This window comes from Streptomyces sp. NPDC000348 (genome assembly GCF_042898795.1).
Taxonomy (GTDB): domain Bacteria; phylum Actinomycetota; class Actinomycetes; order Streptomycetales; family Streptomycetaceae; genus Streptomyces.
This window is the reverse complement of the sequence record NZ_JBIAZD010000001.1, coordinates 17,368-40,285: the sequence shown is the minus strand read 5'-3', so window position 1 is coordinate 40,285 and position 22,918 is coordinate 17,368. Positions and strand designations below refer to the sequence as shown.

Genomic DNA, 22,918 nt, shown 5'->3' with positions numbered 1-22,918 from the left:
TCCGCACCCATCGAAAGGTTCAGGACAGCGGGGCACACGCCCCCGTAAGGGTTAGGAGCTTATCGAGGCGCTGACGGTTCCGCCCAAGCCGAGGTAAAAACCGGTCCCGCACGGGCACTCACTGCGCATCGCGCCGCTTCAGCAGGACGTAGCCGCCGACGACCGCCGCGAGCACCCAGAGCGTCATGATCCCGAGGCCGCCCCAGGGCCCGTACGGGGTGTCGTCGTCGAGGGGCGGCACCACCTGCATGATCCTGCTGCCCGCCTGGTCGGGCAGGAACCGGCCGACCTTCTCCGTGGCGTCGACGTTGCCGAGGATGTTGGAGATCAGGAAGAAGAACGGCATCAGGATGCCCAGTGACAGCATGGGGGAGCGCAGCATCGCGGCGACGCCCATCGAGAACAGCGCGATCAGCGTCATGTAGAGACCGCTGCCGATGACCGCCCGCAGCACCCCGTCGTCCCCGAGGGACGCCCGGTGCTCGCCGAGCATCGCCTGGCCCAGGAAGAACGTGGCGAAGCCGGTGGCCATGGAGACGACGAGGGCGAGCGCGGTGGCGACCGCCAGCTTGCTCAGCAGGAACGTGCCGCGCCGGGGGACGGCCGCCAGCGAGGCGCGGATCATGCCGGTGCTGTACTCGTTCGACACCACCAGCACCCCGAACACGATCATCGCGAGCTGACCGAGGCTCATCCCGGCGAAGCTGATGAACGTCGGGTCGAAGGAGAGCCGTTCCCGCGCGCTCATGGTCTCGAACTGGTTCTTCGACAACGCCGAGATCAGCATGCCGAGCGCGAGGGTGACGACCACCGCCAGGGAGAGCGTCCACACGGTGGACGCCACCGACCGGATCTTGGTCCACTCGGACCGGACGACCTGCGTTGCCGCCATGTTCAGCCCTTCTTCCAGCCGTCGCCCCACTGCTGCCGGGGCGCGGGGGTGCCGGTGTGCGCGTGGTACTCCACCGACTCCGCGGTCAACCGCATGAACGCCTCCTCCAGGGAGGCCTGCTGCGGGCTCAGCTCGTGCAGCACCAACTGGTGCCGGGCCGCCAGCTCCCCGATGTACTCGGCCTTGGAGCCGTCCACCTCCAGCGCCCCGCCGCCGCTCTCCACGGCGGTGACCCCGGCCTGGTGCAGCACGTCGAGGAGCCGCTCGCGCTGCGGGCTGCGGACCCGGACGTACGAGCGGGAGTTGTGCGCGATGAACTCGGCCATGGAGGTGTCGGCGAGCAGCCGGCCCTGGCCGATGACGACGAGGTGGTCGGCGGTCAGCGCCATCTCGCTCATCAGGTGGGAGGAGACGAAGACCGTACGGCCCTGGGCGGCGAGCGACTTCATCAGCGTGCGGATCCAGTGGATGCCCTCGGGGTCGAGGCCGTTGACCGGCTCGTCGAACATCAGGATCCGGGGGTCGCCGAGCAGCGCCGCCGCGATGCCGAGCCGCTGGCCCATGCCGAGCGAGAACCCCTTGGCCTTCTTCCGCGCCACCGCCGTCAGCCCGACCGCGTCCAGCACCTCGTGCACCCGCCGCCGCGGGATGCCGTTGCTCTGCGCGAGGCACAGCAGGTGGTGGTAGGCGCTGCGGCCCGGGTGCACGCCCCTGGCCTCCAGCAGGGCGCCGATGCACGTCAGCGGGTCCTCGAGCCGGTCGTAGCGCGTGCCGTCGATCCGCACGTCCCCGGCGGTCGGGTGGTCCAGGCCCAGGATCATCCGCATGGTGGTCGACTTGCCGGCGCCGTTCGGGCCGAGGAAGCCCGTGACGACACCGGGTCTGACGGCGAAGGTCAGACGGTCCACCGCCACCTTCTCGCCGTACCGCTTGGTCAGCCCCTCGAGCTCGATCATGCGGCCACGCTAAAACGGGACGAAGCCCTCTGCCACCCCAGTGGCAGAGGGCTTCGCCGGTGTCCGGTCGCCGTTACCGGGACTGCTGGGCCGGGACCCCGCGGGAGATCGGCTCGTCGTCGGTGCTGGGCGCACCGGTCGCGGCCACCGCGGCACCGGTGAGCGTGGCGAGCATCTCGCGGACGTTCGTCAGCTGGGCGTTGATCGAGTCGCGGCGGTTGGTCAGCGCCGCCAGCTCGCGCTCGGATTCCGAACGGATCCGGTCGGCCTTGGCGTTGGCGTCGGCCACGATGTCCTCCGCCTGACGCTGGGCCGTCTCCACCGTCTGGCGGGCACGGCGCTCGGCGTCGGTGCGCAGCTTCTCGGCCTCCAGCCGCAGCTGCTCCGCGCGGTGCTCGATCTCCGCGAGGCGCTTCTCGGCCTTCTGCTGCCGCGACGCCAGGTCGCGCTCGGACTGCTCGCGGCGCTTGGCGAGGTTCGTCTCGAAGTCGGCGGCGGCCTGCGCGGCCTTGGCGCGGGTCTCCTCGAAGAGGGCGTCCGCCTCCTCCCGCTTGGACTGTGCGTCCTTCTGCGCCTCGGAACGCAGCTGGGCGGCGTCGCCCTGGGCCTTCTCGACGATCCGCGCGCCCTCGTCCTCCGCCTTCGACTTGCGCTCGGCGGCGTACGACTCGGCGTCGTTGCGCACCTGCTGCGCGGCGGACTCGGCGAGCTCGCGGTGCTGCTCCGCCGCGCGCCGGGCCTCCTCGCGCAGGTCCTTCGCCTCCTCCTCGGCGAGGCGGAGGATCTTCTCCACGCGTGCGCCGAGACCCGCGTACGACGGCTCGGCGTCGGTGACCTGGGCCTGGGCGTTCTGCGTCTCGAGGTGGAGCTCCTCGATGCGCTTTTCCAGAGCGGTGATGCGGGCGAGAGCGCTGTCACGGTCGGAGACGAGCTTGGAGATACGTTCGTCCACCTGAGCGCGGTCGTACCCACGCCGCACAAGCTCGAAGCCGTAGGGGGAAGTGTCGCTCATGGGGTTCCTGTCGAATGAGACCGGTGAGGTGATAGGTGGAATCCTAGGGGCCGAAGCGCTGTGTCATCGAGCGGATGCACGTTTGATACGGAGATTGAGACCCCTTTTGAGTGGCTCGCCGCCGGAAGGCTTGCCAAAGCCGTGGTCAAAGGCCTCACCGTACAGGGGATTTGGTCCGTTTTGCTAGCTATCCGATGACTTGCCACCCGTACGGGTAGCACCGGCCGCGGCCCCCGCCTTGACCCCGTTGTCCTTGCCGCCCGAGGGCGCCTCGAAGGACTCCAGCGCCTCCAGCACGTCCTGCACGCGGGAGATCTCGGCGTTGATGTCCTCGCGGCGCCGCACCAGCACCTCCAGCTCGCGCTTGCCCTCCTCGACCGTGCGCCGCGCCTCCCGGACCGCCTCGGCCTTCAGCTCCTCGGCCTCCCTCACCAGGCTGGCCTTCTTCTGCTCCGCCTCCTTCAGCAGGCCCTCGGCCTTCTTCACGGCGGCGATGCGCACCTTGCCGGCCTCGGAGTTGGCCTCGGAGACGATCTCCTTGGCCTTCGCCTCCGCCTTGGCGAGCTGCTCCTCGGCGGCCTTGATGAGCGCGTCGCAGCGGTCGCCCGTCGACTTCATCGTCTCCGCCGCCTCACGGCGGGCCCGCTGGTGCAGCTCCTCGATCTCACCGGTGATCCGGTCGCGCAGCTCCTCGGCGCGCTCCCTGATCTGCGTCGCGTCCCGGCGCGCGCCGACCAGCAGCTCGTCCGCGTCCGTACGGGCCTTCTCCACCCGGGAGTTGCCCTCGACGGTCGCCTCGGAGACGATCCGCTCGGCCTCGCTGCGGGCCGCGCCGACCATCGTGTCCGCCTGGGCCTCGGCCTCCGCCGTCGTCTTCAGCGCCTGCTGCTGTGCCTCGGTGAGCAGCTTGTCCGCCTCGGCGGTGGTCTCCGTGATGAGCGTGTCCACCTGCTCGGCCGCCTCGGAGCGCCGCTTGTTGGCGTCCTTGCGGGCCTCGTCCAGCGTCCGCTCCGCCTCCTCGCGCGCGGCGGACACCATCCGCTCGGCCTCCGACTCCGCGCCGGACCTGACCCGCTCGGCCTCCTGGCGGATCCGCTCCGCGTGCGCCTGCGCCGACCCGACCGTCTCCGCGGCCTCGGCCCGCAGCCGCTCCGCGTCCCCGGTGGCGTCCGAGATCAGCTTCTCCGCCTTGGACACCGACTCCGACCGCACCCGCTCGGCCTCGGCGACCGTCTCCACGCGCAGCCGGTCGGTCTCCGCGATCGTCTCTTCGGTGAGCCGCTCGGCCTCACTGCGGGCCTCGGTGATGAGGGTGTCCGCCTGCGTCGCCGCGTCCGAACGGATCCGGTTGGCGTCCTCGCGGGCGTCCGCCCGGGTGCGCGCCGCGGCCTGCTCCGCCTCGGCGATCGCGTCCGACGCCTCCGTGCGCACCCGCTGGGCGTGCTCGGACACGTCCGTACGGATCCGGTCGGCCTCCGCGACGGCCTCGGTGACCGTGCGCTCGGCCAGCGCCTTCGCGGCCTCCGTCTCCTCCTGCGCCTCGCGCCGCAGCCGGCCCGCGTCCTCGCTCGCCCGCTCCCGCTCCGCGTAGGCGTCGGCGCGGACCCGGTCCGCCTCCTCCTCGGCCTCGCGGCGGGTGCGCTCCGCCACGTGCTCGGCGGCGCTGCGCAGCCCGGCGATCTCCTCCTGGGCCTGCTCGTGCAGCCCCGCGACGGAGTCCCGCACCTGCTGGGCGTGGAGCTCGGCCGCCGACACCATCTCGGTGGCGCGCCGGTCGGCCTCCTCGACCAGCCGCACGGCCTCGGCCTGCGCCTCCTCCACACGGGTGCGCGCCGACGCCAGCAGCTCCTCGCTCTGCTCGCGGGCCCGCTCGCGCTCCTGGCCGGCCTCCTGCCGGGCCGCGCCGAGGAGTTCCTCGGCCTCGCGGCGGCGCCGGGCGGCCTCCTCCTGCGCGGCGGTCAGCGTCTCCGACGCCTCCGCGGCGATCCGCTCGGCGGCGGCCTGCGCCTCCGCGCGCATCCGGTCTGCGCTGTCCTGCGCCTCCGACTTCAGCCGCTCCGCCTCGGCCGCGGCCTCCGACCGCAGCCGTACGGCGACGGACTCGCCCTCCGCGCGGGACGCCGACGCGTCCGCGGCGGCCTCGTCGCGCAGCCGCTCCGCCTCCGCCTCCGCCTGCTGCCGCAGCGCGCGGATCCGCTCGGCGGCCTCCGCGCGCAGCCGCTCGGTCTCCTCGGACGCCTCCCGGCGGATCCGGGCGGCCTCCTCACGCGCGTCGCTCAGCGCCTGCTCGGCCGCGGCGAGCCGCTCCTCGGCCTCCGCGTGCAGCCGCGTCAGCTCCCCGGCGGCCTCCGCGCGGCGGGCCTCCACGGCCCGCTCGGTCTCCTCGCGCAGCTCGCGCGCGGCCCGCTCGGCGTCCTCCTTGAGCGCGTCGGCCTGCTCGACGACCTCCGCGCGGTGCCGCTCGGCCTCCTGACGGGTGCGCTCCAGCGTCTCCTCGGCCTGCCGGCGCAGCGTCGTGGCGCGCTCGATGGCCTCGGTGCGGACCTTCTCGCTGTCCGTCTGCGCGGTGGAGCGCAGTTCGTCGGCGTCCGCCTTCGCCTTGGCGAGCAGCTCCTCGGCGGACTTCGCCGCCTCCTCGATCTGCGCCACGGCCTCCTTGCGGGCCTCCGCGCGGATCCTCTCGCCCTCGGCGACCGCGTCCGCGCGCAGCTGCTCGGCCTCGCCGCGCAGCCGGCGGGCCTCCTCCTGCAGCTCGACCGTCTTGGCGCGGTACTCCTTGGTGTCGTCCTTCGCCGCGCCCTTGAGCTGCTCGGCGATGTCGTGCGCCTCGGCGCGCAGCCGGTCCGCCTCGGCCTCGGCCTCCCCGCGGATCCGCTCGGCCTCCTCGGCCGCCGCCCTGGTGGTCCGCTTGGCCTCCTCCGACGCCTTGTTGAGCACGTCCTCGGCGGTCTTCGCCGCCTTGGACAGCTGCGTCGCGGACTCCTCCGCGGTGATCGCGCGGGCCTTCTCGGCGGCCTCGGCGACGATCTTCTCGGCCTCCGCGCGGGCGTCGGCGACCAGCTGCTCGGCGTCCGCCTTGGTGGACTCCGCCTCCTTGGTGGCCTCGCTGACCAGCCGCGCCACCTGCTCCTTGGCGGTCCGCGTCCGGGTCTCGTTGGCGGACTCGGCGGAGGCGAGCGCCTTCGCGGCGGACTCCTTCGCCTCGGCGAGCACCTTCTCCGCCTCGGCACGGGCCTCGCGCAGCGCGGTCTCGGCCTGCGCCATCCGCTCCTCGGCGGCCCTGCTGAGCTCCTGCGCCCGACGGCGCGCGGACTCCGACTCGGTGGCCGTGGACGTCCGCAGCTGCTCGGCGTGGTCGGTGGCCTCCTGGGCCTGCGTGGAGGCGGCGTTCAGCAGCCGCTCGGCGTCCGCGCGGGCCCGGCGCAGGATCTGCTCGGCCTCCGCGCGGGCCGACTCGGCGTCGCTCCGCAGCCGCTGGCGGGCCTCGGCGGTCAGCCGCTCGGCCTCCGCGCGGGCGGCCGCCAGGGCCTGCTCGGCCTCCGCCCGGGACTCGTCGAGCAGCCGGCGGGCCTGCTGCTCGGTGCGGGCGCGCAACTGCTCCGCCCAGGCCACGTTCTCGTTGACGTGCGACTCGACGGTCTGCCGGCGCTCCGCCAGCTCCTGGTCGAGCTGCTGGCGCCGGGTCACCGCCTCCTGGTGCAGCTCCGCCTGGAGCCGGGCTGCCTGCTCGGCGTGCTCCTGGAGGATCCGCTGGGTCTGCGCCCGCGCCTGGCTCAGCTCCCGCTCGGCGTCCGCGCGGAGCTGGTCGGCCTGCAGCTGCGCGTTGCGCAGCAACTGCTCGGCCTGGTAGCCGAGGTCACCGCCGTCGTACGCGGGCCGGGACATGATGGTGCGCCGCGCCTCGTGCAGCTTGGCGCGCAGCACCTCGACCTGGTAGCCGAGGTCCTCGGCGTGCTGGATCGCCTTTTCCCGCTCGGTCTTCAGCCGCTTCATCTCGGCTTCGAACCGAGAGAGGTGGTCGACGTCAGCCGCCGGCTCTCGCTCCTGGCTCTCGTAGCCCCGCACTGCGCGGTCCCATCCGTCCCCTGGTCGCAAGTCTGGCCGAGCTCCGTTCATCCGCCGAACGGGGCCCCCGGGGAATGGTGTCAGATCAACGGCGGAGCATGGGCTGCTGCCCCGCGCTCGCCCCCCGAAACCCGGACCCCGGCGATCCCGCCGCCAAAGACGACGGGACTCGGTCACCACGGATCGAGCGGCGACCGGACCCAACCCTACCGGCCCTTATGTACGTGGGTCAGTGCTCGGAGGACTCAACGGGCGCCGAAGTGACCAGTTCTGTGAGTACGCCGTGGCAGTCCTTGGGGTGCAGGAAGGTGATTCGTGACCCCATGGAGCCGCGCCGGGGCTCTTCGTACAGAACGCGTACGCCCTTGCCCTTGATGCCGGCGGCCTCCGCGTCCACGTCCGCCGTGCCGAAGGCGATGTGGTGGACGCCCTCGCCGTTCTTCGCCAGCCACTTGGCGACGGTGGAGTCCTCCCGGGTCGGCTCCAGCAGCTGCAGGTAGGAGGCGCCGCCGTCCGAGGTGTCGTTGATCTTGAGCATGGCCTCGCGCACGCCCTGCTCCTCGTTGACCTCGGAGTGGAACACCTCGAAGCCGTAGGTGGCCCGGTAGAACTCCACGGTCCTGTCCAGGTCGAAGCAGGCGATCCCGATGTGGTCGATTCGCGTCAGCATGAATTCAGTGCAGCGCTCCCGCGATGGTTACGCAACGTGCGCGCGATCACACCGAAAGGCCGATGACGGGGTCCACCGCACGTCAGTACATTCGAAGTAAACCCTCGTTCACTCCTCGGCTGTGCAGCCGGAAGGGGACCGCAGCTCATGACTTCCGCATCATCCGCATCATCCGCGTCTTCCGCAATGAACGGCACGACCTCCGTCATCGTCGCGGGCGCCCGCACCCCGATGGGTCGGCTGCTCGGTTCGCTGAAGTCCTTCTCGGGAGCCGACCTCGGCGGCTTCGCGATCAAGGCCGCCCTCGACCGTGCGGGGATCGGCGGCGACCAGGTCCAGTACGTGATCATGGGCCAGGTGCTCCAGGCCGGGGCGGGGCAGATCCCGGCCCGCCAGGCCGCCGTCAAGGCCGGCATCCCGATGAACGTCCCGGCGCTCACCGTCAACAAGGTGTGCCTCTCCGGCCTCGACGCCATCGCCCTCGCGGACCAGCTGATCCGCGCCGGCGAGTTCGACGTGGTCGTCGCCGGCGGCCAGGAGTCCATGACCAACGCCCCGCACCTGCTGCCGAAGTCCCGCGAGGGCTTCAAGTACGGCGCGGTGCAGATGCTCGACGCCATGGCGCACGACGGTCTGACCGACTCCTTCGAGAACATCGCCATGGGCGAGTCCACCGAGAAGCACAACACCCGCCTCGGCATCGCCCGCCCCGAGCAGGACGAGATCGCCGCCCTCTCCCACCAGCGGGCCGCCGCCGCGCAGAAGAACGGCGTCTTCGAGGCCGAGATCACCCCGGTCGAGATCCCGCAGCGCAAGGGCGACCCGGTCCTGTTCAGCAAGGACGAGGGCATCCGCGGCGACACCACCGCCGAGTCCCTGGGCAAGCTGCGCCCGGCGTTCGCCAAGGACGGCACCATCACCGCCGGCTCCTCCTCGCAGATCTCGGACGGCGCGGCGGCCGTGGTCGTGATGAGCAAGGCCAAGGCGCAGGAGCTGGGCCTGGAGTGGATCGCCGAGATCGGCGCCCACGGCAACGTGGCCGGCCCCGACAACTCCCTCCAGTCGCAGCCGTCCAACGCGATCCGGCACGCGCTGAAGAAGGAGGGCCTGGAGGTTTCCGACCTCGACCTCATCGAGATCAACGAGGCCTTCGCCGCGGTCGCCGTCCAGTCAATGAAGGACCTGGGCGTTTCCACCGAAAAGGTGAACGTCAACGGGGGTGCCATCGCGCTGGGTCACCCGATCGGGATGTCCGGCGCCCGGCTCGTGCTGCACCTCGCCCTGGAGCTGAAGCGGCGCGGCGGCGGCATCGGCGCGGCGGCGCTGTGCGGCGGCGGCGGCCAGGGTGACGCGCTGATCGTGCGGGTACCCAAGGCCTGAGCCGGATTTGTTCGCAGGTTTGCAGGGTCTTCTCTCGTGAACGGAGCTGTGATGCAGGACGTCTCCTCGCTGGTCGCCCAGGCCAGGGAAGGCAGGCCACGGGCCGTGGCCCGGCTGATCTCCCTGGTGGAGGGGGCGTCTTTGCAGCTCAGGGAGGTCATGGCGGCCCTGGCGCCGCTGACCGGGGGCGCGTACGTGGTCGGCCTCACCGGCTCCCCGGGCGTGGGCAAGTCGACGTCCACCTCGGCCCTGGTGACCGCGTACCGCAAACAGGGCAAGCGGGTCGGCGTCCTGGCCGTCGACCCGTCCTCCCCCTTCTCCGGCGGAGCCCTGCTCGGTGACCGTGTCCGCATGTCGGAACACGCCTCCGACCCCGGCGTCTACATCCGCTCCATGGCGACGCGGGGCCACCTGGGCGGTCTGGCGTGGGCCGCGCCGCAGGCCATCCGGGTCCTGGACGCGGCCGGCTGCGACGTGATCCTGGTCGAGACGGTGGGCGTGGGCCAGTCGGAGGTGGAGATCGCCTCCCAGGCCGACACGTCCGTGGTGCTGCTGGCCCCCGGCATGGGCGACGGCATCCAGGCCGCCAAGGCCGGAATCCTGGAGATCGGCGACGTCTACGTCGTCAACAAGGCCGACCGCGACGGCGCCGACGCCACCGCCCGCGAGCTGAACCACATGCTCGGCCTCGGCGAGTCCCGCGCCCCCGGAGACTGGCGCCCCCCGATCGTCAAGACGGTCGCCGCGCGGGGCGAGGGCGTCGACGAGGTCGTCGAGGCGCTGGAGAAGCACCGCGCGTGGATGGAGGAGCACGGCGTCCTGACGGACCGCCGCCTGGCCCGCGCCTCCCGCGAGGTCGAGACCATCGCGGTCACGGCCCTGAGGGAACGCATCGGCGACCTCCACGGCGACCGCCGCCTGGACGCACTCGCGGAACGCATCATCGCCGGCGAACTGGACCCGTACCGGGCGGCGGACGAACTGGTGGAGGGCCTGACGCAGGGCTGACTTCACAGCCCGCCCGGCACCCACCAGCCCGCCCGGCACCCACCAGCCCGCCCGGCATCCACCAGCCCGTCCGGCGTTTGAGGACGAGGCCCGTTCAGGGCCGAAAGGGGGGTCCGGGGGGCGCAGCCCCCCGGGGACGGGACGGGTAGGGGCGGCGGGGGCGACAACAATCAGTCGTCGTCCGAGTCGCCCTTGTCGTCGCCCCGGTCCGCCGTGACCTTGCCGCTGCTCAGGCCGACCCGCCAGTCCCGCTCGTCACCGGAGGAGGCACGCGTCTCGGCCTCCCACCCCCGGTCGTCGTCGTCATCGAGCTCCACGGAGACCACCGCTCCCTCGGCGGCAGCCGCCTTCGCGGCCTCCTCGGCCGTCACCGACGCCCCCTTCAGCGCGGCCCGCACCTCGGCGGCGTCGTCCTCGTCGTCCTTCGAGGCGCCCAGCACCTTCCCGCTGCCCGGGTCGACGCGCACGCTGTGCCAGTCGTCCCCCCTGCCGAGGACGTCGACCTCCCAGACCGAGTCGTCCAGCTCGGCGGAGACGGCCGTACCCGGCGTGTGCTTCAGCGCGGCGGCGATGGCCTCGGCGGCGGTCACCCCACCGGAGGGGGCGACGCGGGCGTCGTCGTCACCGTCCCGGTCGTCGCTGTCGTCGTCCTGACCCCCGGTGCCCGCACGCCCCCGGTCGTCGTCGCGCCCGTCGTCGTCGCGCCCGTCGTCGTCGCGCCCGTCGTCGTCCGCCGCCCGGTCCGCCGCCGTCTCCGTCACCCGCGTCGTCGGCGCGTCGTCCCCCGAGACCGCGAGGGCCGTCGCCGTACCGCCCCCGACGAGGGCCGCGGCCGTGACGACGGCGATCACGATGTTGCGCTTCATGCTGGTTCCTCCCGAGCTGCTTGGTTTTCGACGCCTTCAATCTCGCCGACCGACGCTGAGAGGAACCTGAAACCGGCTGAAGGGATCTTCAGCTTCGTTTTGCGACCCTTGGCCCCATGCGCTTGCTGATCATCGAGGACGAAAAACGCCTCGCCCTCTCCCTCGCCAAGGGCCTCACCGCCGAGGGCTACGCCGTGGACGTCGTCCACGACGGCCGGGAGGGGCTGCACCGGGCCACGGAGGGGACGTACGACCTCCTCGTCCTCGACATCATGCTGCCCGGCCTGAACGGCTACCGCGTCTGCGCGGCCCTGCGCGCCGCCGGACACGACGTGCCGATCCTGATGCTCACGGCGAAGGACGGCGAGTACGACGAGGCCGAGGGCCTGGACACGGGCGCCGACGACTACCTCACCAAACCGTTCTCGTACGTCGTCCTCGTCGCCAGGATCAAGGCGCTGCTGCGCCGCCGGCCGGCCACCGGGGCCTCCCCGGTCCATGTGCACGGCGACCTCAAGGTGGACACCGCCGCCCGCCGGGTCTTCCTGGACGGGGAGGAAGTGGCCCTGACCACCAAGGAGTTCTCGGTGCTCGAGCACCTGGTGCTGCGGGCCGGCGAGGTGGTCTCCAAGGCCGACATCCTCGAGCACGTCTGGGACTTCGCCTACGAGGGCGACCCCAACATCGTCGAGGTCTACGTCAGCGCCCTGCGCCGCAAGCTGCGCGCCGGTCTCATCCGCACCGTGCGCGGCGCCGGCTACCGGCTGGAGACGGCGCCGTGAGCCGCCTGTTCGGCTCGGTCCGCGCACGGGCGACGCTCGGCGCCACCCTCGTGGTCGCCGTCGCCCTCGTCGCGGCCGGCACCGCCGTACTGCTGTCGCTGCGCTCCAACCTGATCGGCGAGGCGGGCACCCAGGCGGAGCGCTCCGCGCGGGCGGTCGCCTCCGAACTCGCCGCCCGGACGCCGTACGACAGACTGTCGGGCCTGGACGGCGACGACCGCCCGGTGCAGATCGTCGACGAGGACGGGAGACTGGTCGCGGCCGGCGAGGACCTGGAGCGGATCACCGGCACGGCGACGACCGACGTGAAGCCGCGGCAGCCGGCACCGGGCGACGACGATGACGACTCCGACGACGACTCCGACGACTCCGGCGAGTCCCTCACCCCCGGTGAGATCGCCGACGAGACCACCTTCAGCAACGGCTCCGCCACCATCGACGGCGACACCGAGGACTACCGCTTCGCCGCCGTGGAGGTCGAGACCCCCGACCGCGGCCGCCTCACCGTCCACGCGGGCGCCCCCCTGGCCGCCGAACACAGCGCGGTGCGGACCGCGCTGACCGTGATGCTCATCGGCTTCCCGCTGCTCCTGGCGGTCGTCGCCGCGGTGACCTGGCTGGTCACCGGCCGGGCGCTGCGCCCGGTGGAGGGCATCCGGAGCGAGATGGCCGCGATCACCGCCTCCGAGGACCTCGCCCGCCGCGTCCCCGAACCGGCCACGCACGACGAGATCGCCCGCCTGGCCCGCACCACCAACGAGACACTGGCCGCGCTGGAGGCGTCCGTGGAGCGGCAGCGGCGGTTCGTCGCCGACGCCTCGCACGAGCTGCGCAGCCCGATCGCGTCCCTGCGCACCCAGCTGGAGGTGGCCGCCGCCCACCCCGAACTGCTCGACCTGGACGGTGCCGTCGAGGACACCGTGCGGCTCCAGCACCTCGCCGCCGATCTGCTGCTGCTCGCCCGGCTGGACGCGGGGGAGCGGCCCTCCGACGCCCGGATCGACCTGTCCGCGCTGGCCCGCGAGGAGGCCGCGGGACGTACGGGCGTGACGGTGGACGCGGAGCCGGTGGAGGTCACCGGATCGCGGGGGCAGCTCGGCCGGGTGCTCGCCAACCTGCTGGACAACGCCGGGCGGCACGCCCGCGAGCACGTCACCGTGACCGTGCGGCGGGAGGGCGACCGGGCGGTCCTCCGCGTGGCCGACGACGGCGACGGGGTGGCCGAGGCCGACCGGGAGCGGATCTTCGAGCGGTTCGTACGGCTGGACGCCGCCCGCAGCCGCGACGACGGTGGCGCGGGGCTGGGGCTGGCGATCGCGAGGGACGTCGCCGTACGGCACGGCGGGACGCTGACGGCGGGTGCGGCGCCGGCCGGCGGAGCCCTGTTCGAACTCCGCCTGCCGCTCGCCGGGTGAGACCGGGAGCGGGTCAGAGACGTCCCCGCTGCCCGCGCAGGTGCTCCGCGATGGGCTTGAGGGCCTTGTCGAGCTCGGTGAGCGCCTCGGGGGAGAGCAGGTCGATGAAGTGCCGGCGCACGGACGCCACATGATGGGGCGCGACCTTCTGCATGGTCTCCATGCCGTGGTCGGTGAGGACCGCGTAGAGCCCGCGGCGGTCGGACTCGCAGTTCTCCCGCCGGACCAGGTCCGCGTTCTCCATGCGGGTGATCTGGTGGGAGAGGCGGCTCTTGGACTGCATGGTCGCGGAGGCGAGGTCGCTCATCCGCATCCGCCGGTCCTCCGACTCGGACAGGTTCACCAGGATCTCGTAGTCGTTCATCGTCAGGCCGAACGGCTGGAGGTCCTTCTCGAGCTGGTACGTCAACAGCCTGTTGACCTCCAGGTGGGTGCGCCAGGCGCACTGCTCCGCATTGGTCAGCCAGCGGGTGGCCGTCTCGGTCTCCATGAATGAAGTCTACCTAAGGAAGTTGAATGGCGAACTAGTAAGGCTTCCGTGTGACACCTTGCGCAGGCGTTCGATGTCACACCCCGCACACTACCGCTCACAGCCCGAAGCGACGCTGGAGGTCGCCCAGCTGTCCGGGAAGGCGCGGTGTGCCCGCCCCCTGGCCGTGACCACCCGGAACCCCTCCCCCGGGCACCCCGGGCTCATGCGGGGTCACCCCCGTGGCCTGCTCCGCCATCAGGGTCTCGGACGACTGGAGCAGCACCGTGCCCGCCCCCACGAACTCGAACTGGTGCTCCTCGCCGGAGGCCCCGCCGAGGCCCGTCAGCGCACGTAGACCGCCCATCACGCCGGTCATGTAACCGTGGTCGTAGTGGTGGCAGGGGGAGGGGCAGTCGGCCCATCCGACCAGCGCCTGCGGGTCCACCCGGATGGGGGGTTCCATGAACACCACCGGACCGTTGGAGGCGGCCACGAACTTTCCGGTTCCGATCAGCGTCAGGAAGCCCGGCACGATCGACTGCTTCAGTGACAGACTTGGCTGAAAAGCCAGCAGGTTGCCCGAGCGAATGGTCAGGTTGCCGTCCTCGAGGTCGTACGAGTTGACGTCGAAGGCCCGGTCGGCGAGGAGCATCTTGCCCGAGCCCTCCGCCACGACCCAGTCGCTCGCGTGCAGAGGCGAATGGAACGACGTGCGGACGAGCCGGTCGAGCCGCCCGTGCCCGATGCCGTTGAACTCGATCGAGCCGTAGTAGGCGATCATCTTCCCCTTCTGCATGAACCACTGGGTGCCCTTGAGCTCCACGCAGAAGGTGTAGTGATCGACGTTGTCGTCGGCCGGCAGCGTCGTCGGGTCGAAGGCCGTGGGCCCGGCGCCCGGGGCTCCGTACGTGCTCACAGTTTCTCCTCCGAGGCCTGGACGTACACGGCACCGCTGCCGCTCAGCTCCAACTGGAAGGCCTCGCCGGAGCCGCGGCCCACCATGTCGCGCCAGCCGAGGGCGGTCGACAGCTTGTTGCGGACGTCGCCGTGGTGGGCGACGTAGGCCTGCGGGTCGACGTGCACCGGCCGCTGCGGGGTGATCGGGACCTCGATGACCCCTCCGTGGGCCATCACGGCGACGGAGCCGTGCCCCTTCAGTGAGGTGGTGAACAGTCCCTGCCCGGAGACCTGCCCCCGGACCATGCCCATCACCCCGCCCTGCGAGCCGAGGAACACCGTGCCCTGCTGCAGCGTGCCCTCGAAGGCGAGCAGCCGGTCGGCCTCGACGTACAGCGTGTCCCCGGCGAGGTGGATCACCTGGATGTGATGGCCGCCGTGCCCGAACAGGACGGTGCCGCTGCCCTCGACGGTCATCAGCGGCGTGTCCTCGTCGGCCACGCGCCGGCCGATCATCGACATCAGCCCGCCCTGGCCGCCGGCCATGTTCGGGGTGAAGCTCACCTCCCCCTTGTACGCGAGCATCGCGCCGCGCTGGCTGAACAGCCGCTGACCCGGCGACACGGTCGCCTCGATCATCTTCGCGTTGATCTCACGGAAGCCCATGTCACACATCCCCCGCGATCGTGTTCCGCTCACTGGGCTGCACGTAGACCAGCCCGTCGCCCTCGAACCGGATCTGGAAGGCCTCGCCGCCGCCCTCGCCCAGCAGCGTGCGGAAGGTCACACCCGACTGGAAGGACTGCCGCAGGTTCCCCTGGTGGGCCACATAGGCGCCGGGATCGACCGTCAGCGGGTACTGCGGGCTGACCCGGAGCAGCACCGCCGGCCCGTCCGACAGGAGCGCCGCCTGGCCGTGCCCCTCGACCGTCGTCGTGAACAGCCCGTTGCCCTGCGAGGCCCCGCGCATCCCCGTGAAACTCGTCCCCGTGCGCAGCCCCCCGTCCGTCGCCAGCAGATTGCTGGACTCCACGTACAGCTTGTCGCCCTGCAGACCCACCAGATTGATCTCGGAGGCCCGGTCCGCGAAAAAGCAGGTCCCGTGCCCCTTCACCTCCATCAGTGTCATCTGCTCGCCCGTGAGCCTGCGGGTCACCATCCCCCGCAGCCCCTCACCGCCACCGCTGAGCTTCTTGAAGGCCATCTCACCGTCGTACGCGACCATGGAGCCGTTCTTCGCCTTCACGGCATCCCCGGTCATGTCGACGGCGAGCACCTTGCTGCTCTGAAGTCGGAACATCGCCACGCCTGCGACGGTAGCCGCACCTTCGCCCCCGCCGACAGATCCCGAGGGCGGAGTCGGACCCGTACGGGGTGCGCGGTCCCGCCCCGGCGGAACGATGGGAGCGTTTCTCCCGGCAGAACACCGTATAAGCGGCATCAGGCCGGGAGGAACGCTCCCATCGCCGAAGGTTCGACGGGGACCCCCTCCGGTGATCACGGACGGCGTTTGCCACAATGGCGGGACGCTTGTGCGTGCGTTCACAAGCCGTCCGACCCGTCAACGCCGACGTCTCTCCCACCGAAGGTGACCCGTGGACATCAAGACCGCCTCCGCCCTCCGCCGCCTCCGCCTGGTCTCGGGCCCCGAAGCGATCTCGTTCCTCCTGCTGCTCGTCTGCTCGGTCCTGAAGCGGACGACCGACTTCAACGCCGTCCCGGTGATGGGCGCGGTCCACGGCTTCCTCTTCGTCCTCTACGTGCTCTTCTGGGCCGACGCCTGGAACCGCGCCAAGTGGTCGCTGGGGACCGCCGCCTTCTACTTCCTGATGTCGGTCCTGCCCACCGGCGGCTTCTTCGCCGACCGCCGCCTCAAGCGCGAGGCCGAGGACGCGGTGATCGCCTCCCGCGCCCGCAACGAGAAGGTGGTGAACGCGTGATCGTCGCCTTCTCCGTGACGCCGCTCGGTGTCGGCGAGGACGTGGGGGAGTACGTCGCCGACGCCGTGCGCGTGGTCCGCGAATCCGGCCTCCCGAACCGCACCGACGCGATGTTCACCTCGATCGAGGGCGAGTGGGACGAGGTCATGGACGTGGTGAGGCGCGCCGTGGCCGCCGTGGAGGCACGCGCGCCGCGGGTCTCCCTGGTCCTCAAGGCGGACATCCGCCCGGGCGTGACGGACGGTCTCACCTCGAAGGTGGAGACCGTCGAACGTCACCTGGCGCAGCCCGGCGGCTGACCGCGGACCGATGGGCGAGACGAGGCTGACCGACATATGACCGGCCGGTAGGGTCTGGTCCGTGCCGAAGCCGCTCAGTCTCTCGTTCGATCCCATCGCCCGCGCCGACGAGCTCTGGAAGCAGCGCTGGGGAAACGTGCCGTCGATGGCCGCGATCACCTCGATCATGCGGGCGCAGCAGATCCTGCTGGCCGAGGTGGACGCGGTCGTCAAACCGTACGGACTCACGTTCGCGCGGTACGAGGCGCTGGTGCTGCTGACCTTCTCCAAGTCCGGTGAGCTGCCGATGTCCAAGATCGGCGAGCGGCTCATGGTGCACCCCACGTCGGTGACGAACACCGTGGACCGCCTGGTGAGGTCGGGTCTGGTCGCCAAGCGCCCCAACCCCAACGACGGCCGCGGCACCCTCGCGACCATCACCGACAAGGGCCGCGAGGTGGTCGAGGCCGCCACCCGCGACCTGATGGCCATGGACTTCGGCCTGGGCGCCTACGACGCCGAGGAGTGCGGCGAGCTCTTCGCGATGCTCCGCCCGCTGCGCCTGGCGGCGGGGGACTTCGAGGAGGAGTGACCCGGGACAAGATCTCCCGGAACGGCCCGTTACGCTCGACTCCATGAAGAAGAGCGTGCTGACCCGCTACCGGATCATGGCCTACGTCACCGGTGTTCTCCTCGTCGCGCTGACCCTCGGCATGATCGGCAAGTACGTGCTCGACATGGGCGGCGCGGCCGACTTCACCCAGGTGGTCAGCATCGCCCACGGCTGGCTCTACGTCGTCTACCTGATCTTCGCCTTCGACCTCGGTTCCAAGGCGAAGTGGCCGGTCAAGAAGCAGCTCTGGGTGCTGCTCGCCGGGACGATCCCCACCGCCGCGTTCTTCGTGGAGCGCAGGATCAGCCGCGAGCTTGAGGGCAAGGTCGCGGAGGAAGCCCCCGCGGTCGCGTAACGCGTCCCACCGCCGTACGGAGCAGCGTGCGGCGGTCTCCCATCGACATTTACTTGGACGTCCTAGTAAATTCGAGAGCATGGACGCTGACGCCATCGAGGAGGGCCGCCGTCGCTGGCAGGCCCGGTACGACGCCGCGCGCAAGCGCGACGCGGATTTCACCACGCTCTCCGGCGATCCCGTGGAGCCGGTGTACGGGCCCCGGGCCGGGGACACCTATGAGGGGTTCGAGCGGATCGGCTGGCCGGGGGAGTACCCCTTCACCCGCGGGCTGTACCCGACCGGCTACCGCGGGCGGACGTGGACCATCCGGCAGTTCGCCGGCTTCGGCAACGCCGAGCAGACCAACGAGCGCTACAAGATGATCCTCGGCAACGGCGGGGGCGGGCTCTCCGTCGCCTTCGACATGCCGACCCTCATGGGCCGCGACTCCGACGACCCGCGCTCCCTGGGCGAGGTCGGCCACTGCGGGGTGGCGATCGACTCGGCGGCCGACATGGAGGTGCTGTTCCGGGACATCCCGCTCGGGGACGTCACCACGTCGATGACCATCAGCGGTCCCGCCGTGCCCGTCTTCTGCATGTACCTCGTCGCCGCCGAGCGTCAGGGCGTCGATCCCGCCGTGCTCAACGGCACGCTGCAGACGGACATCTTCAAGGAGTACATCGCGCAGAAGGAGTGGCTCTTCCAGCCCGAGCCCCATCTGCGCCTGATCGGCGACCTGATGGAGCACTGCGCGGCCGGCATCCCCGCCTACAAGCCGCTCTCCGTCTCCGGCTACCACATCCGGGAGGCCGGGTCGACGGCCGCGCAGGAGCTTGCGTACACGCTCGCGGACGGCTTCGGGTACGTGGAGCTGGGGCTCAGCCGCGGGCTCGACGTCGACGTCTTCGCCCCCGGCCTCTCCTTCTTCTTCGACGCGCACGTCGACTTCTTCGAGGAGATCGCCAAGTTCCGCGCGGCCAGGCGGATCTGGGCGCGCTGGATGCGGGACGTCTACGGCGCGAGGAGCGAGAAGGCGCAGTGGCTGCGGTTCCACACCCAGACCGCCGGCGTCTCGCTGACCGCGCAGCAGCCGTACAACAACGTCGTGCGGACCGCCGTGGAGGCGCTGGCCGCCGTGCTCGGCGGGACCAACTCCCTGCACACCAACGCCCTCGACGAGACCCTCGCGCTGCCCAGCGAGCAGGCCGCCGAGATCGCCCTGCGCACCCAGCAGGTGCTGATGGAGGAGACCGGCGTCGGCAACGTCGCGGACCCGCTGGGCGGTTCCTGGTACGTCGAACAGCTCACCGACCGCATCGAGGCGGACGCCGAGAAGATCTTCGAGCAGATCAAGGAGCGGGGCCTGCGCGCCCACCCGGACGGCAGGCACCCGATCGGGCCGATCACCTCCGGCATCCTGCGCGGCATCGAGGACGGCTGGTTCACCGGCGAGATCGCCGAGTCGGCGTTCCGCTACCAGCAGGCGCTGGAGAAGGGCGACAAGCGGGTCGTCGGCGTCAACGTCCACACCGGCTCGGTCACCGGCGACCTGGAGATCCTGCGGGTCAGCCACGAGGTGGAGCGCGAACAGGTGCGGCTCCTCGGCGAGCGCAAGGCCGCCCGCGACGACGCGAAGGTGCGCGGCGCGCTCGACGCCATGGTCGGGGCCGCCCGCTCCGGCGCCAACATGATCGGGCCGATGCTCGACGCCGTACGCGCGGAGGCGACCCTCGGCGAGATCTGCGGCGTCCTGCGCGATGAGTGGGGTGTGTACACGGAGCCCGCCGGCTTCTAGACCCGACGCCACTCGGCCGGGGCGGCGGGAGCGTCCGCCGGCGCGGACGCCCCCGCCGTCGTGCCGACCGGGACGCGCCGTCGGTCAGCGGCGTCCCGGGCGTGGAGCCGGTGTCCTGCGCCGAGACCGCGCAGAGGGGAGAGCGCCGTGGTCCGGAATCCTGATCCGGGCCACGGCGACGTCAGTGCCGGAGGCCGTGTCAGTAGCGGGTGATCTCCACGGTCACCTCGGCGGAGGCCGCGGTGTGCCAGGGGTCACCGGCGTACTCCACGCCGTACCTCACCTGACCCACCCTGCTCGGCGTGTCGGTCACGGCGAAGGTGCCGTCGGCCGACACGGTGACGGTGCCCAGCGAGGTGCCTTCCGGAGCGGTGGCGTCGTAGCGCTTCACCGCGACGGTGGTGCCGGGAGCGAAGCCGGCCGCCGGAGCCAGGGTGCCGGTGACGGTCAGTTCCCGGTACCTCCTGCTGGTCGGGGGCGCCTCCAGGGCAAGGGTGGTCTGCACGGTGGTGGCGACCTGCCGCGCGTGGAACCGGAGTCCCATGACGCCGGTCTGCTGCGTCACGGCGAAGACCCGGCTCCCGTCCGGCGCCCAGGCCAGCCCCTCCTCCACCAGCCTCTCGGTGTCACCGCCCAGCTCGACCGCGGTCAGCGGAGCGGGAGCGCCCGGCGCGTAGAAGGACAGGTCCGGCACGTCGACGCTGTTGTTGGAGGTTCCTCCGGCCACCGTGCCGTCGGGTGCGACGGCGACGGCCAGGGGAGAGGGCGAAGCCGCGGGGGTTCCCTGGCCCGAGAGGTCGTCGAGGCGGAAGGCCTGGTAGCCGGGCGAGATGAGGGCGGCCACGACGACGCTCCGGCCGTCGGGTGTCACGTCCAGGTCCCGCAGACCGTTCATCTCGGTCCCGGAGAAGACCCGTCGGGCGGTCACCTCGGGTGATCCGCTGCCCACGTCGTACACCGTGAGGGTGTTGACGTTGGGGTTGCCCGTGCCGGCCACCAGCACATCGGGGTCGGCGGGGGAGGCGACGAGCTCCGCCCCCCAGTCCAGTGAACCGTCCAGACCGAGCTCGACCACCGGCTCGGCACCGGACACGTCGACCGACCCGAGGTCCCCGCCGGAGCCGTACCCGAACCACAGCTTCCCGCCCGCGACAGCCAGGCTCCACGGGGCGGTGTCCTCGCCCACGAAGTACCGTGCGGTCTCCGTCAGTGTCGCGGTGTCGTACGCGACGATGGTGTCGATGTCCCGCGCGGCCACGTAGAGGGTCCGGGAGTCGGGCGAGAGGGCCAGCCCGCCGGCGCCCGGCAGGCCGTCCAGCCAGGTGCTGTTCCCGCCGTCGTAGTCCGTCACCACGACCCGGCCGTCCGCTCCCGCGGGCATGCTGAGGAAGACCCGCTGGTTGCTCCCGTCGACCTCCATGTCGGCGAGGGAGTACAACGGCAGCGGCACGCCGCCCGCCGCGAACGCCGGGGCGGCTCCCGGAACGGTCAGCAGCAGCGAACCGAGGGCTGCGGTGAGCGTGGTGCCCAGCGCCCGTCTGAGTATGCGCAAGGTAGTGCCCTTCTGTGTCCCATGAATCACGGCGGCACACCGGTTGGACGACCGGAGGGGACGGCGCAGGGCGCCGCCCGCCAGGATTCTGCGGCGCGGATCCCCTTGAATCACGGCGGCACACCGGTCGGACGACCGGGGAGGAAGGCGCGCGGCGCCGTCCGTCGGGACTCCGCGGCGCGGAGCCAGGAATCCGGAACTCCGTATCCGCGGCTCGACGCGCGCCCCGACCGGTTCCGCGCGTGCCGCAGTGATCCGGCCCGCACGGCGGGGCCCGCTCGACATGGGTGGGCCCCTCCGCGCGACCGTGTCACGGCTTGCGGGCCACCGCCCCGTACAGCGAGATCACCGCGTGCTCGTCGGTGGTCTCGCCGTGCGCCAGTTCGGGGTGCCAGTCGGTGAGCTGGACCAGGCCCGGCTCCACCGGCTCCAGTCCCTCGAAGAAGCGGGCGATCTCCGCGCGGCTGCGCGGCGCGAGTGTGACGCCGCCCGCCCGGTACATCTCGACCCCGCGGCCGACCGCCTCCGGGTCGAAGTCCGCCGTGAGCTGCGACAGGACCAGATAGCTGCCGGAGGGCAGCGCCCCGACGAGCCGCGCCACCAACCCGTACGGGTCGTCCTCGTCGCCGAGGAAGTGCGTCAGCGCGACCAGGGACAGCGCCACCGGCCGGCCGAAGTCCAGTTTCTCGCGGGCCTGTTCCAGGATGCGGCCGGGCTCGCGCACATCGGCCTGGACGTAGTCGGTGACGCCCTCGGGGGTGCTGCGCAGCAGCGCCTCGGCGTGCTTCAGCACGATGGGGTCGTTGTCGGTGTAGACGACGCGGGACTCGGGCGCGATGCCCTGGGCGATCTGGTGCAGATTGGGTTCGGTGGGGATGCCGGTGCCGATGTCCAGGTACTGGCGGACGCCCGCCTCACCGGCCAGCCACCGGGTGACCCGCTGCATGAACCAGCGGTTGGTGCGGGCGACGTGCCGGGCCGTGCCGTCGACGCCCATGATCCGCCGGCCCAGTTCCTCGTCGACCGGGTAGTTGTCCTTGCCGCCGAGGAACCAGTCGTAGACCCGGGCCGGGTGCGGTCTGGAGGTGTCGATCCGTGCGGTGACGGGTCCGGTCCCGGTCATGTGCGCCTCCCCGGCTGCTCGGCGTCCCGCACGTTCCGGTGCGGCGTGATCATCGATCCTCGCAGCGCACCGGGGGCGGTGACAGGCGACTACCGGCCGACCGTGGCCGGTTCGCGGCCGGTCCCGGTCAGCCGGTTCCGGGGGCGGCGGCGAGGCCCGACAGCAGGACCCGGGTGAGGCCGTGCACCCACTGCTCGTCGGCCGGTTCCGCGCTCACCAGGGTGCGGTGCACCACCGCGCCGGCCACCATGTCGAAGATCAGGTCGACCGTGCGGGCCGCCTCGCCGGCGTCGGGTTCCGGCGGCAGCTCGCCCCGCGCCTGCGCCCGCGCCCGGCCGGCGAGGACGAGACGCTTCTGCCGGTCCACGATCGAGGCGCGGATGCGCTCGCGCAGGGCGTCGTCGCGGGTGGACTCCGCCACCACCGCCATCAGGCCGTTCCTGGCCTCCGGGCGGGCCAGGATCGCGGCGAACTGGAGCACCACGCCCTCGATGTCGGCGGCCAGCGAGCCGCGGTCGGGCAGGCTCAGCTCGTCGAAGAGCTCCGCGACCGCGTCCACGACCAGTTCGTTCTTGCCCGCCCAGCGCCGGTAGAGGGTGGTCTTCGCGACCCCGGCGCGGACCGCCACGTCCCCCAGGGTGAGCTTGGACCAGCCCAGTTCGACCAGGGCCGCACGGGTCGCGGCCAGGATCGCGGCGTCCGCGGCGGCGCTGCGCGGACGCCCGGTGCGACCGGCTGGGGTGCGGCTCTGCATGGCACGACGATAACGGCGGACCCCGCGCGGCCGGGCGTGAGGGAGATCACCGGGGCGCCCTGTTCAGCGGGCCCCGGTCGGCATTACGCTACGACCCGTAGCGAAAGC

Annotated in this window: 22 protein-coding genes; 9 read left to right on the top strand and 13 right to left on the bottom strand. The window is 71.8% G+C overall.

What is annotated here, in order from left to right; translation table 11 throughout:
- Positions 1–118: 118 nt before the first annotated feature.
- The 5 genes from ACFY3N_RS00190 to mce all read right to left on the bottom strand — a co-directional run bounded on the left by ACFY3N_RS00190 (position 119) and on the right by mce (position 7,595).
- Complete coding sequence (locus ACFY3N_RS00190) at positions 119–892, bottom strand: ABC transporter permease (protein WP_390814393.1); 774 nt, start codon at positions 890–892, stop codon at positions 119–121.
- 2 nt (positions 893–894) lie between these two features.
- On the bottom strand, positions 895–1,848 hold the full coding sequence (locus ACFY3N_RS00185; protein WP_390814392.1) for an ABC transporter ATP-binding protein: 954 nt from the start codon (positions 1,846–1,848) through the stop codon (positions 895–897).
- A 73-nt stretch (positions 1,849–1,921) separates the two neighbouring features.
- On the bottom strand, positions 1,922–2,860 hold the full coding sequence (locus tag ACFY3N_RS00180) for a cellulose-binding protein (protein ID WP_390814391.1): 939 nt from the start codon (positions 2,858–2,860) through the stop codon (positions 1,922–1,924).
- Positions 2,861–3,043: 183 nt separating this feature from the next.
- The gene (gene scy / locus ACFY3N_RS00175) at positions 3,044–6,925 is read right to left on the bottom strand and encodes a polarized growth protein Scy (RefSeq protein ID WP_390814390.1); all 3,882 of its coding nucleotides are present in this window, start codon (positions 6,923–6,925) and stop codon (positions 3,044–3,046) included.
- A gap of 229 nt (positions 6,926–7,154) precedes the next feature.
- Positions 7,155–7,595 carry a methylmalonyl-CoA epimerase gene (gene mce / locus ACFY3N_RS00170; RefSeq protein ID WP_390814389.1) on the bottom strand — a complete coding sequence of 147 codons (441 nt, stop codon included), beginning with the start codon at positions 7,593–7,595 and terminating at the stop codon, positions 7,155–7,157.
- 186 nt (positions 7,596–7,781) lie between these two features.
- Here mce and ACFY3N_RS00165 point away from each other — a divergent pair, with 186 nt between their 5' ends.
- Positions 7,782–8,975 carry an acetyl-CoA C-acetyltransferase gene (locus ACFY3N_RS00165; protein ID WP_390814388.1) on the top strand — a complete coding sequence of 398 codons (1,194 nt, stop codon included), beginning with the start codon at positions 7,782–7,784 and terminating at the stop codon, positions 8,973–8,975.
- Between the two features lie 51 nt (positions 8,976–9,026).
- Positions 9,027–9,983: a methylmalonyl Co-A mutase-associated GTPase MeaB gene (gene meaB / locus ACFY3N_RS00160; protein WP_390814387.1), complete on the top strand. Its 957-nt coding sequence runs from the start codon at positions 9,027–9,029 to the stop codon at positions 9,981–9,983.
- Positions 9,984–10,153: 170 nt separating this feature from the next.
- On the opposite strand, the gene ACFY3N_RS00155 is transcribed toward meaB, so the two are convergent.
- Positions 10,154–10,849 carry a PepSY domain-containing protein gene (locus ACFY3N_RS00155; RefSeq protein WP_390814386.1) on the bottom strand — a complete coding sequence of 232 codons (696 nt, stop codon included), beginning with the start codon at positions 10,847–10,849 and terminating at the stop codon, positions 10,154–10,156.
- Between the two features lie 116 nt (positions 10,850–10,965).
- Here ACFY3N_RS00155 and ACFY3N_RS00150 point away from each other — a divergent pair, with 116 nt between their 5' ends.
- Together ACFY3N_RS00150 and ACFY3N_RS00145 are read left to right on the top strand one after the other, a co-directional pair.
- A complete protein-coding gene (locus ACFY3N_RS00150) occupies positions 10,966–11,631 on the top strand; it encodes a response regulator transcription factor (RefSeq protein ID WP_390814385.1) in 666 nt (221 codons plus the stop codon).
- Entirely contained in the window at positions 11,628–13,046 is a 1,419-nt protein-coding gene (locus ACFY3N_RS00145) for an ATP-binding protein (RefSeq protein WP_390814384.1), read from the top strand. The genes ACFY3N_RS00150 and ACFY3N_RS00145 overlap by 4 nt, the downstream gene beginning before the upstream one ends.
- Positions 13,047–13,059: 13 nt before the next feature.
- Here ACFY3N_RS00145 and ACFY3N_RS00140 read toward each other — a convergent pair whose 3' ends face one another.
- The 4 genes from ACFY3N_RS00140 to ACFY3N_RS00125 form a co-directional block, all read right to left on the bottom strand.
- Positions 13,060–13,536, bottom strand: coding sequence for a MarR family winged helix-turn-helix transcriptional regulator (locus ACFY3N_RS00140; RefSeq protein WP_390814383.1), 477 nt, complete (start codon positions 13,534–13,536; stop codon positions 13,060–13,062).
- Positions 13,537–13,633: 97 nt separating this feature from the next.
- Positions 13,634–14,434: an AIM24 family protein gene (locus ACFY3N_RS00135; RefSeq protein ID WP_390814382.1), complete on the bottom strand. Its 801-nt coding sequence runs from the start codon at positions 14,432–14,434 to the stop codon at positions 13,634–13,636.
- Entirely contained in the window at positions 14,431–15,081 is a 651-nt protein-coding gene (locus ACFY3N_RS00130) for an AIM24 family protein (RefSeq protein ID WP_390814381.1), read from the bottom strand. Before ACFY3N_RS00130 ends, ACFY3N_RS00135 begins: the two co-directional genes overlap by 4 nt.
- A gap of 1 nt (position 15,082) precedes the next feature.
- Positions 15,083–15,715, bottom strand: coding sequence for an AIM24 family protein (locus ACFY3N_RS00125; protein ID WP_390815009.1), 633 nt, complete (start codon positions 15,713–15,715; stop codon positions 15,083–15,085).
- Between the two features lie 295 nt (positions 15,716–16,010).
- Here ACFY3N_RS00125 and ACFY3N_RS00120 point away from each other — a divergent pair, with 295 nt between their 5' ends.
- The 5 genes from ACFY3N_RS00120 (at position 16,011) to ACFY3N_RS00100 (ending at position 19,381) form a co-directional block, all read left to right on the top strand.
- The gene (locus ACFY3N_RS00120; RefSeq protein WP_390814380.1) at positions 16,011–16,355 is read left to right on the top strand and encodes a DUF3817 domain-containing protein; all 345 of its coding nucleotides are present in this window, start codon (positions 16,011–16,013) and stop codon (positions 16,353–16,355) included.
- A complete protein-coding gene (locus tag ACFY3N_RS00115; protein ID WP_390814379.1) occupies positions 16,352–16,654 on the top strand; it encodes an MTH1187 family thiamine-binding protein in 303 nt (100 codons plus the stop codon). Before ACFY3N_RS00120 ends, ACFY3N_RS00115 begins: the two co-directional genes overlap by 4 nt.
- A gap of 61 nt (positions 16,655–16,715) precedes the next feature.
- Positions 16,716–17,225: a MarR family winged helix-turn-helix transcriptional regulator gene (locus tag ACFY3N_RS00110; protein ID WP_390814378.1), complete on the top strand. Its 510-nt coding sequence runs from the start codon at positions 16,716–16,718 to the stop codon at positions 17,223–17,225.
- A 43-nt stretch (positions 17,226–17,268) separates the two neighbouring features.
- The gene (locus ACFY3N_RS00105) at positions 17,269–17,601 is read left to right on the top strand and encodes a DUF3817 domain-containing protein (protein ID WP_390814377.1); all 333 of its coding nucleotides are present in this window, start codon (positions 17,269–17,271) and stop codon (positions 17,599–17,601) included.
- 79 nt (positions 17,602–17,680) lie between these two features.
- A complete protein-coding gene (locus ACFY3N_RS00100; protein WP_390814376.1) occupies positions 17,681–19,381 on the top strand; it encodes a methylmalonyl-CoA mutase in 1,701 nt (566 codons plus the stop codon).
- 199 nt (positions 19,382–19,580) lie between these two features.
- Here the strand turns inward: ACFY3N_RS00100 and ACFY3N_RS00095 are convergent, their stop codons facing one another.
- From ACFY3N_RS00095 to ACFY3N_RS00085, 3 genes are all read right to left on the bottom strand, one after another.
- Positions 19,581–20,933 carry a hypothetical protein gene (locus ACFY3N_RS00095; RefSeq protein ID WP_390814375.1) on the bottom strand — a complete coding sequence of 451 codons (1,353 nt, stop codon included), beginning with the start codon at positions 20,931–20,933 and terminating at the stop codon, positions 19,581–19,583.
- A 310-nt stretch (positions 20,934–21,243) separates the two neighbouring features.
- Positions 21,244–22,056: an SAM-dependent methyltransferase gene (locus ACFY3N_RS00090; protein ID WP_390814374.1), complete on the bottom strand. Its 813-nt coding sequence runs from the start codon at positions 22,054–22,056 to the stop codon at positions 21,244–21,246.
- Positions 22,057–22,183: 127 nt separating this feature from the next.
- On the bottom strand, positions 22,184–22,810 hold the full coding sequence (locus ACFY3N_RS00085) for a TetR/AcrR family transcriptional regulator (RefSeq protein WP_390814373.1): 627 nt from the start codon (positions 22,808–22,810) through the stop codon (positions 22,184–22,186).
- Positions 22,811–22,918 lie beyond the last annotated feature (108 nt).

Bases quoted from the DNA above. Each gene is read 5' to 3' on its own strand.
- ACFY3N_RS00130 (WP_390814381.1), bottom strand. From the start codon at position 15,081: ATGGGCTTCCGTGAGATCAACGCGAAGATGATCGAGGCGACCGTGTCG.
- ACFY3N_RS00090 (WP_390814374.1), bottom strand. From the start codon at position 22,056: ATGACCGGGACCGGACCCGTCACCGCACGGATCGACACCTCCAGACCG.
- ACFY3N_RS00165 (WP_390814388.1), top strand. From the start codon at position 7,782: ATGAACGGCACGACCTCCGTCATCGTCGCGGGCGCCCGCACCCCGATG.
- meaB (WP_390814387.1), top strand. From the start codon at position 9,027: ATGCAGGACGTCTCCTCGCTGGTCGCCCAGGCCAGGGAAGGCAGGCCA.
- ACFY3N_RS00180 (WP_390814391.1), bottom strand. From the start codon at position 2,860: ATGAGCGACACTTCCCCCTACGGCTTCGAGCTTGTGCGGCGTGGGTAC.
- ACFY3N_RS00085 (WP_390814373.1), bottom strand. From the start codon at position 22,810: ATGCAGAGCCGCACCCCAGCCGGTCGCACCGGGCGTCCGCGCAGCGCC.
- ACFY3N_RS00140 (WP_390814383.1), bottom strand. From the start codon at position 13,536: ATGGAGACCGAGACGGCCACCCGCTGGCTGACCAATGCGGAGCAGTGC.
- mce (WP_390814389.1), bottom strand. From the start codon at position 7,595: ATGCTGACGCGAATCGACCACATCGGGATCGCCTGCTTCGACCTGGAC.
- ACFY3N_RS00125 (WP_390815009.1), bottom strand. From the start codon at position 15,715: ATGTTCCGACTTCAGAGCAGCAAGGTGCTCGCCGTCGACATGACCGGG.
- ACFY3N_RS00185 (WP_390814392.1), bottom strand. From the start codon at position 1,848: ATGATCGAGCTCGAGGGGCTGACCAAGCGGTACGGCGAGAAGGTGGCG.
- ACFY3N_RS00100 (WP_390814376.1), top strand. From the start codon at position 17,681: ATGGACGCTGACGCCATCGAGGAGGGCCGCCGTCGCTGGCAGGCCCGG.
- ACFY3N_RS00190 (WP_390814393.1), bottom strand. From the start codon at position 892: ATGGCGGCAACGCAGGTCGTCCGGTCCGAGTGGACCAAGATCCGGTCG.
- ACFY3N_RS00155 (WP_390814386.1), bottom strand. From the start codon at position 10,849: ATGAAGCGCAACATCGTGATCGCCGTCGTCACGGCCGCGGCCCTCGTC.
- ACFY3N_RS00105 (WP_390814377.1), top strand. From the start codon at position 17,269: ATGAAGAAGAGCGTGCTGACCCGCTACCGGATCATGGCCTACGTCACC.
- ACFY3N_RS00150 (WP_390814385.1), top strand. From the start codon at position 10,966: ATGCGCTTGCTGATCATCGAGGACGAAAAACGCCTCGCCCTCTCCCTC.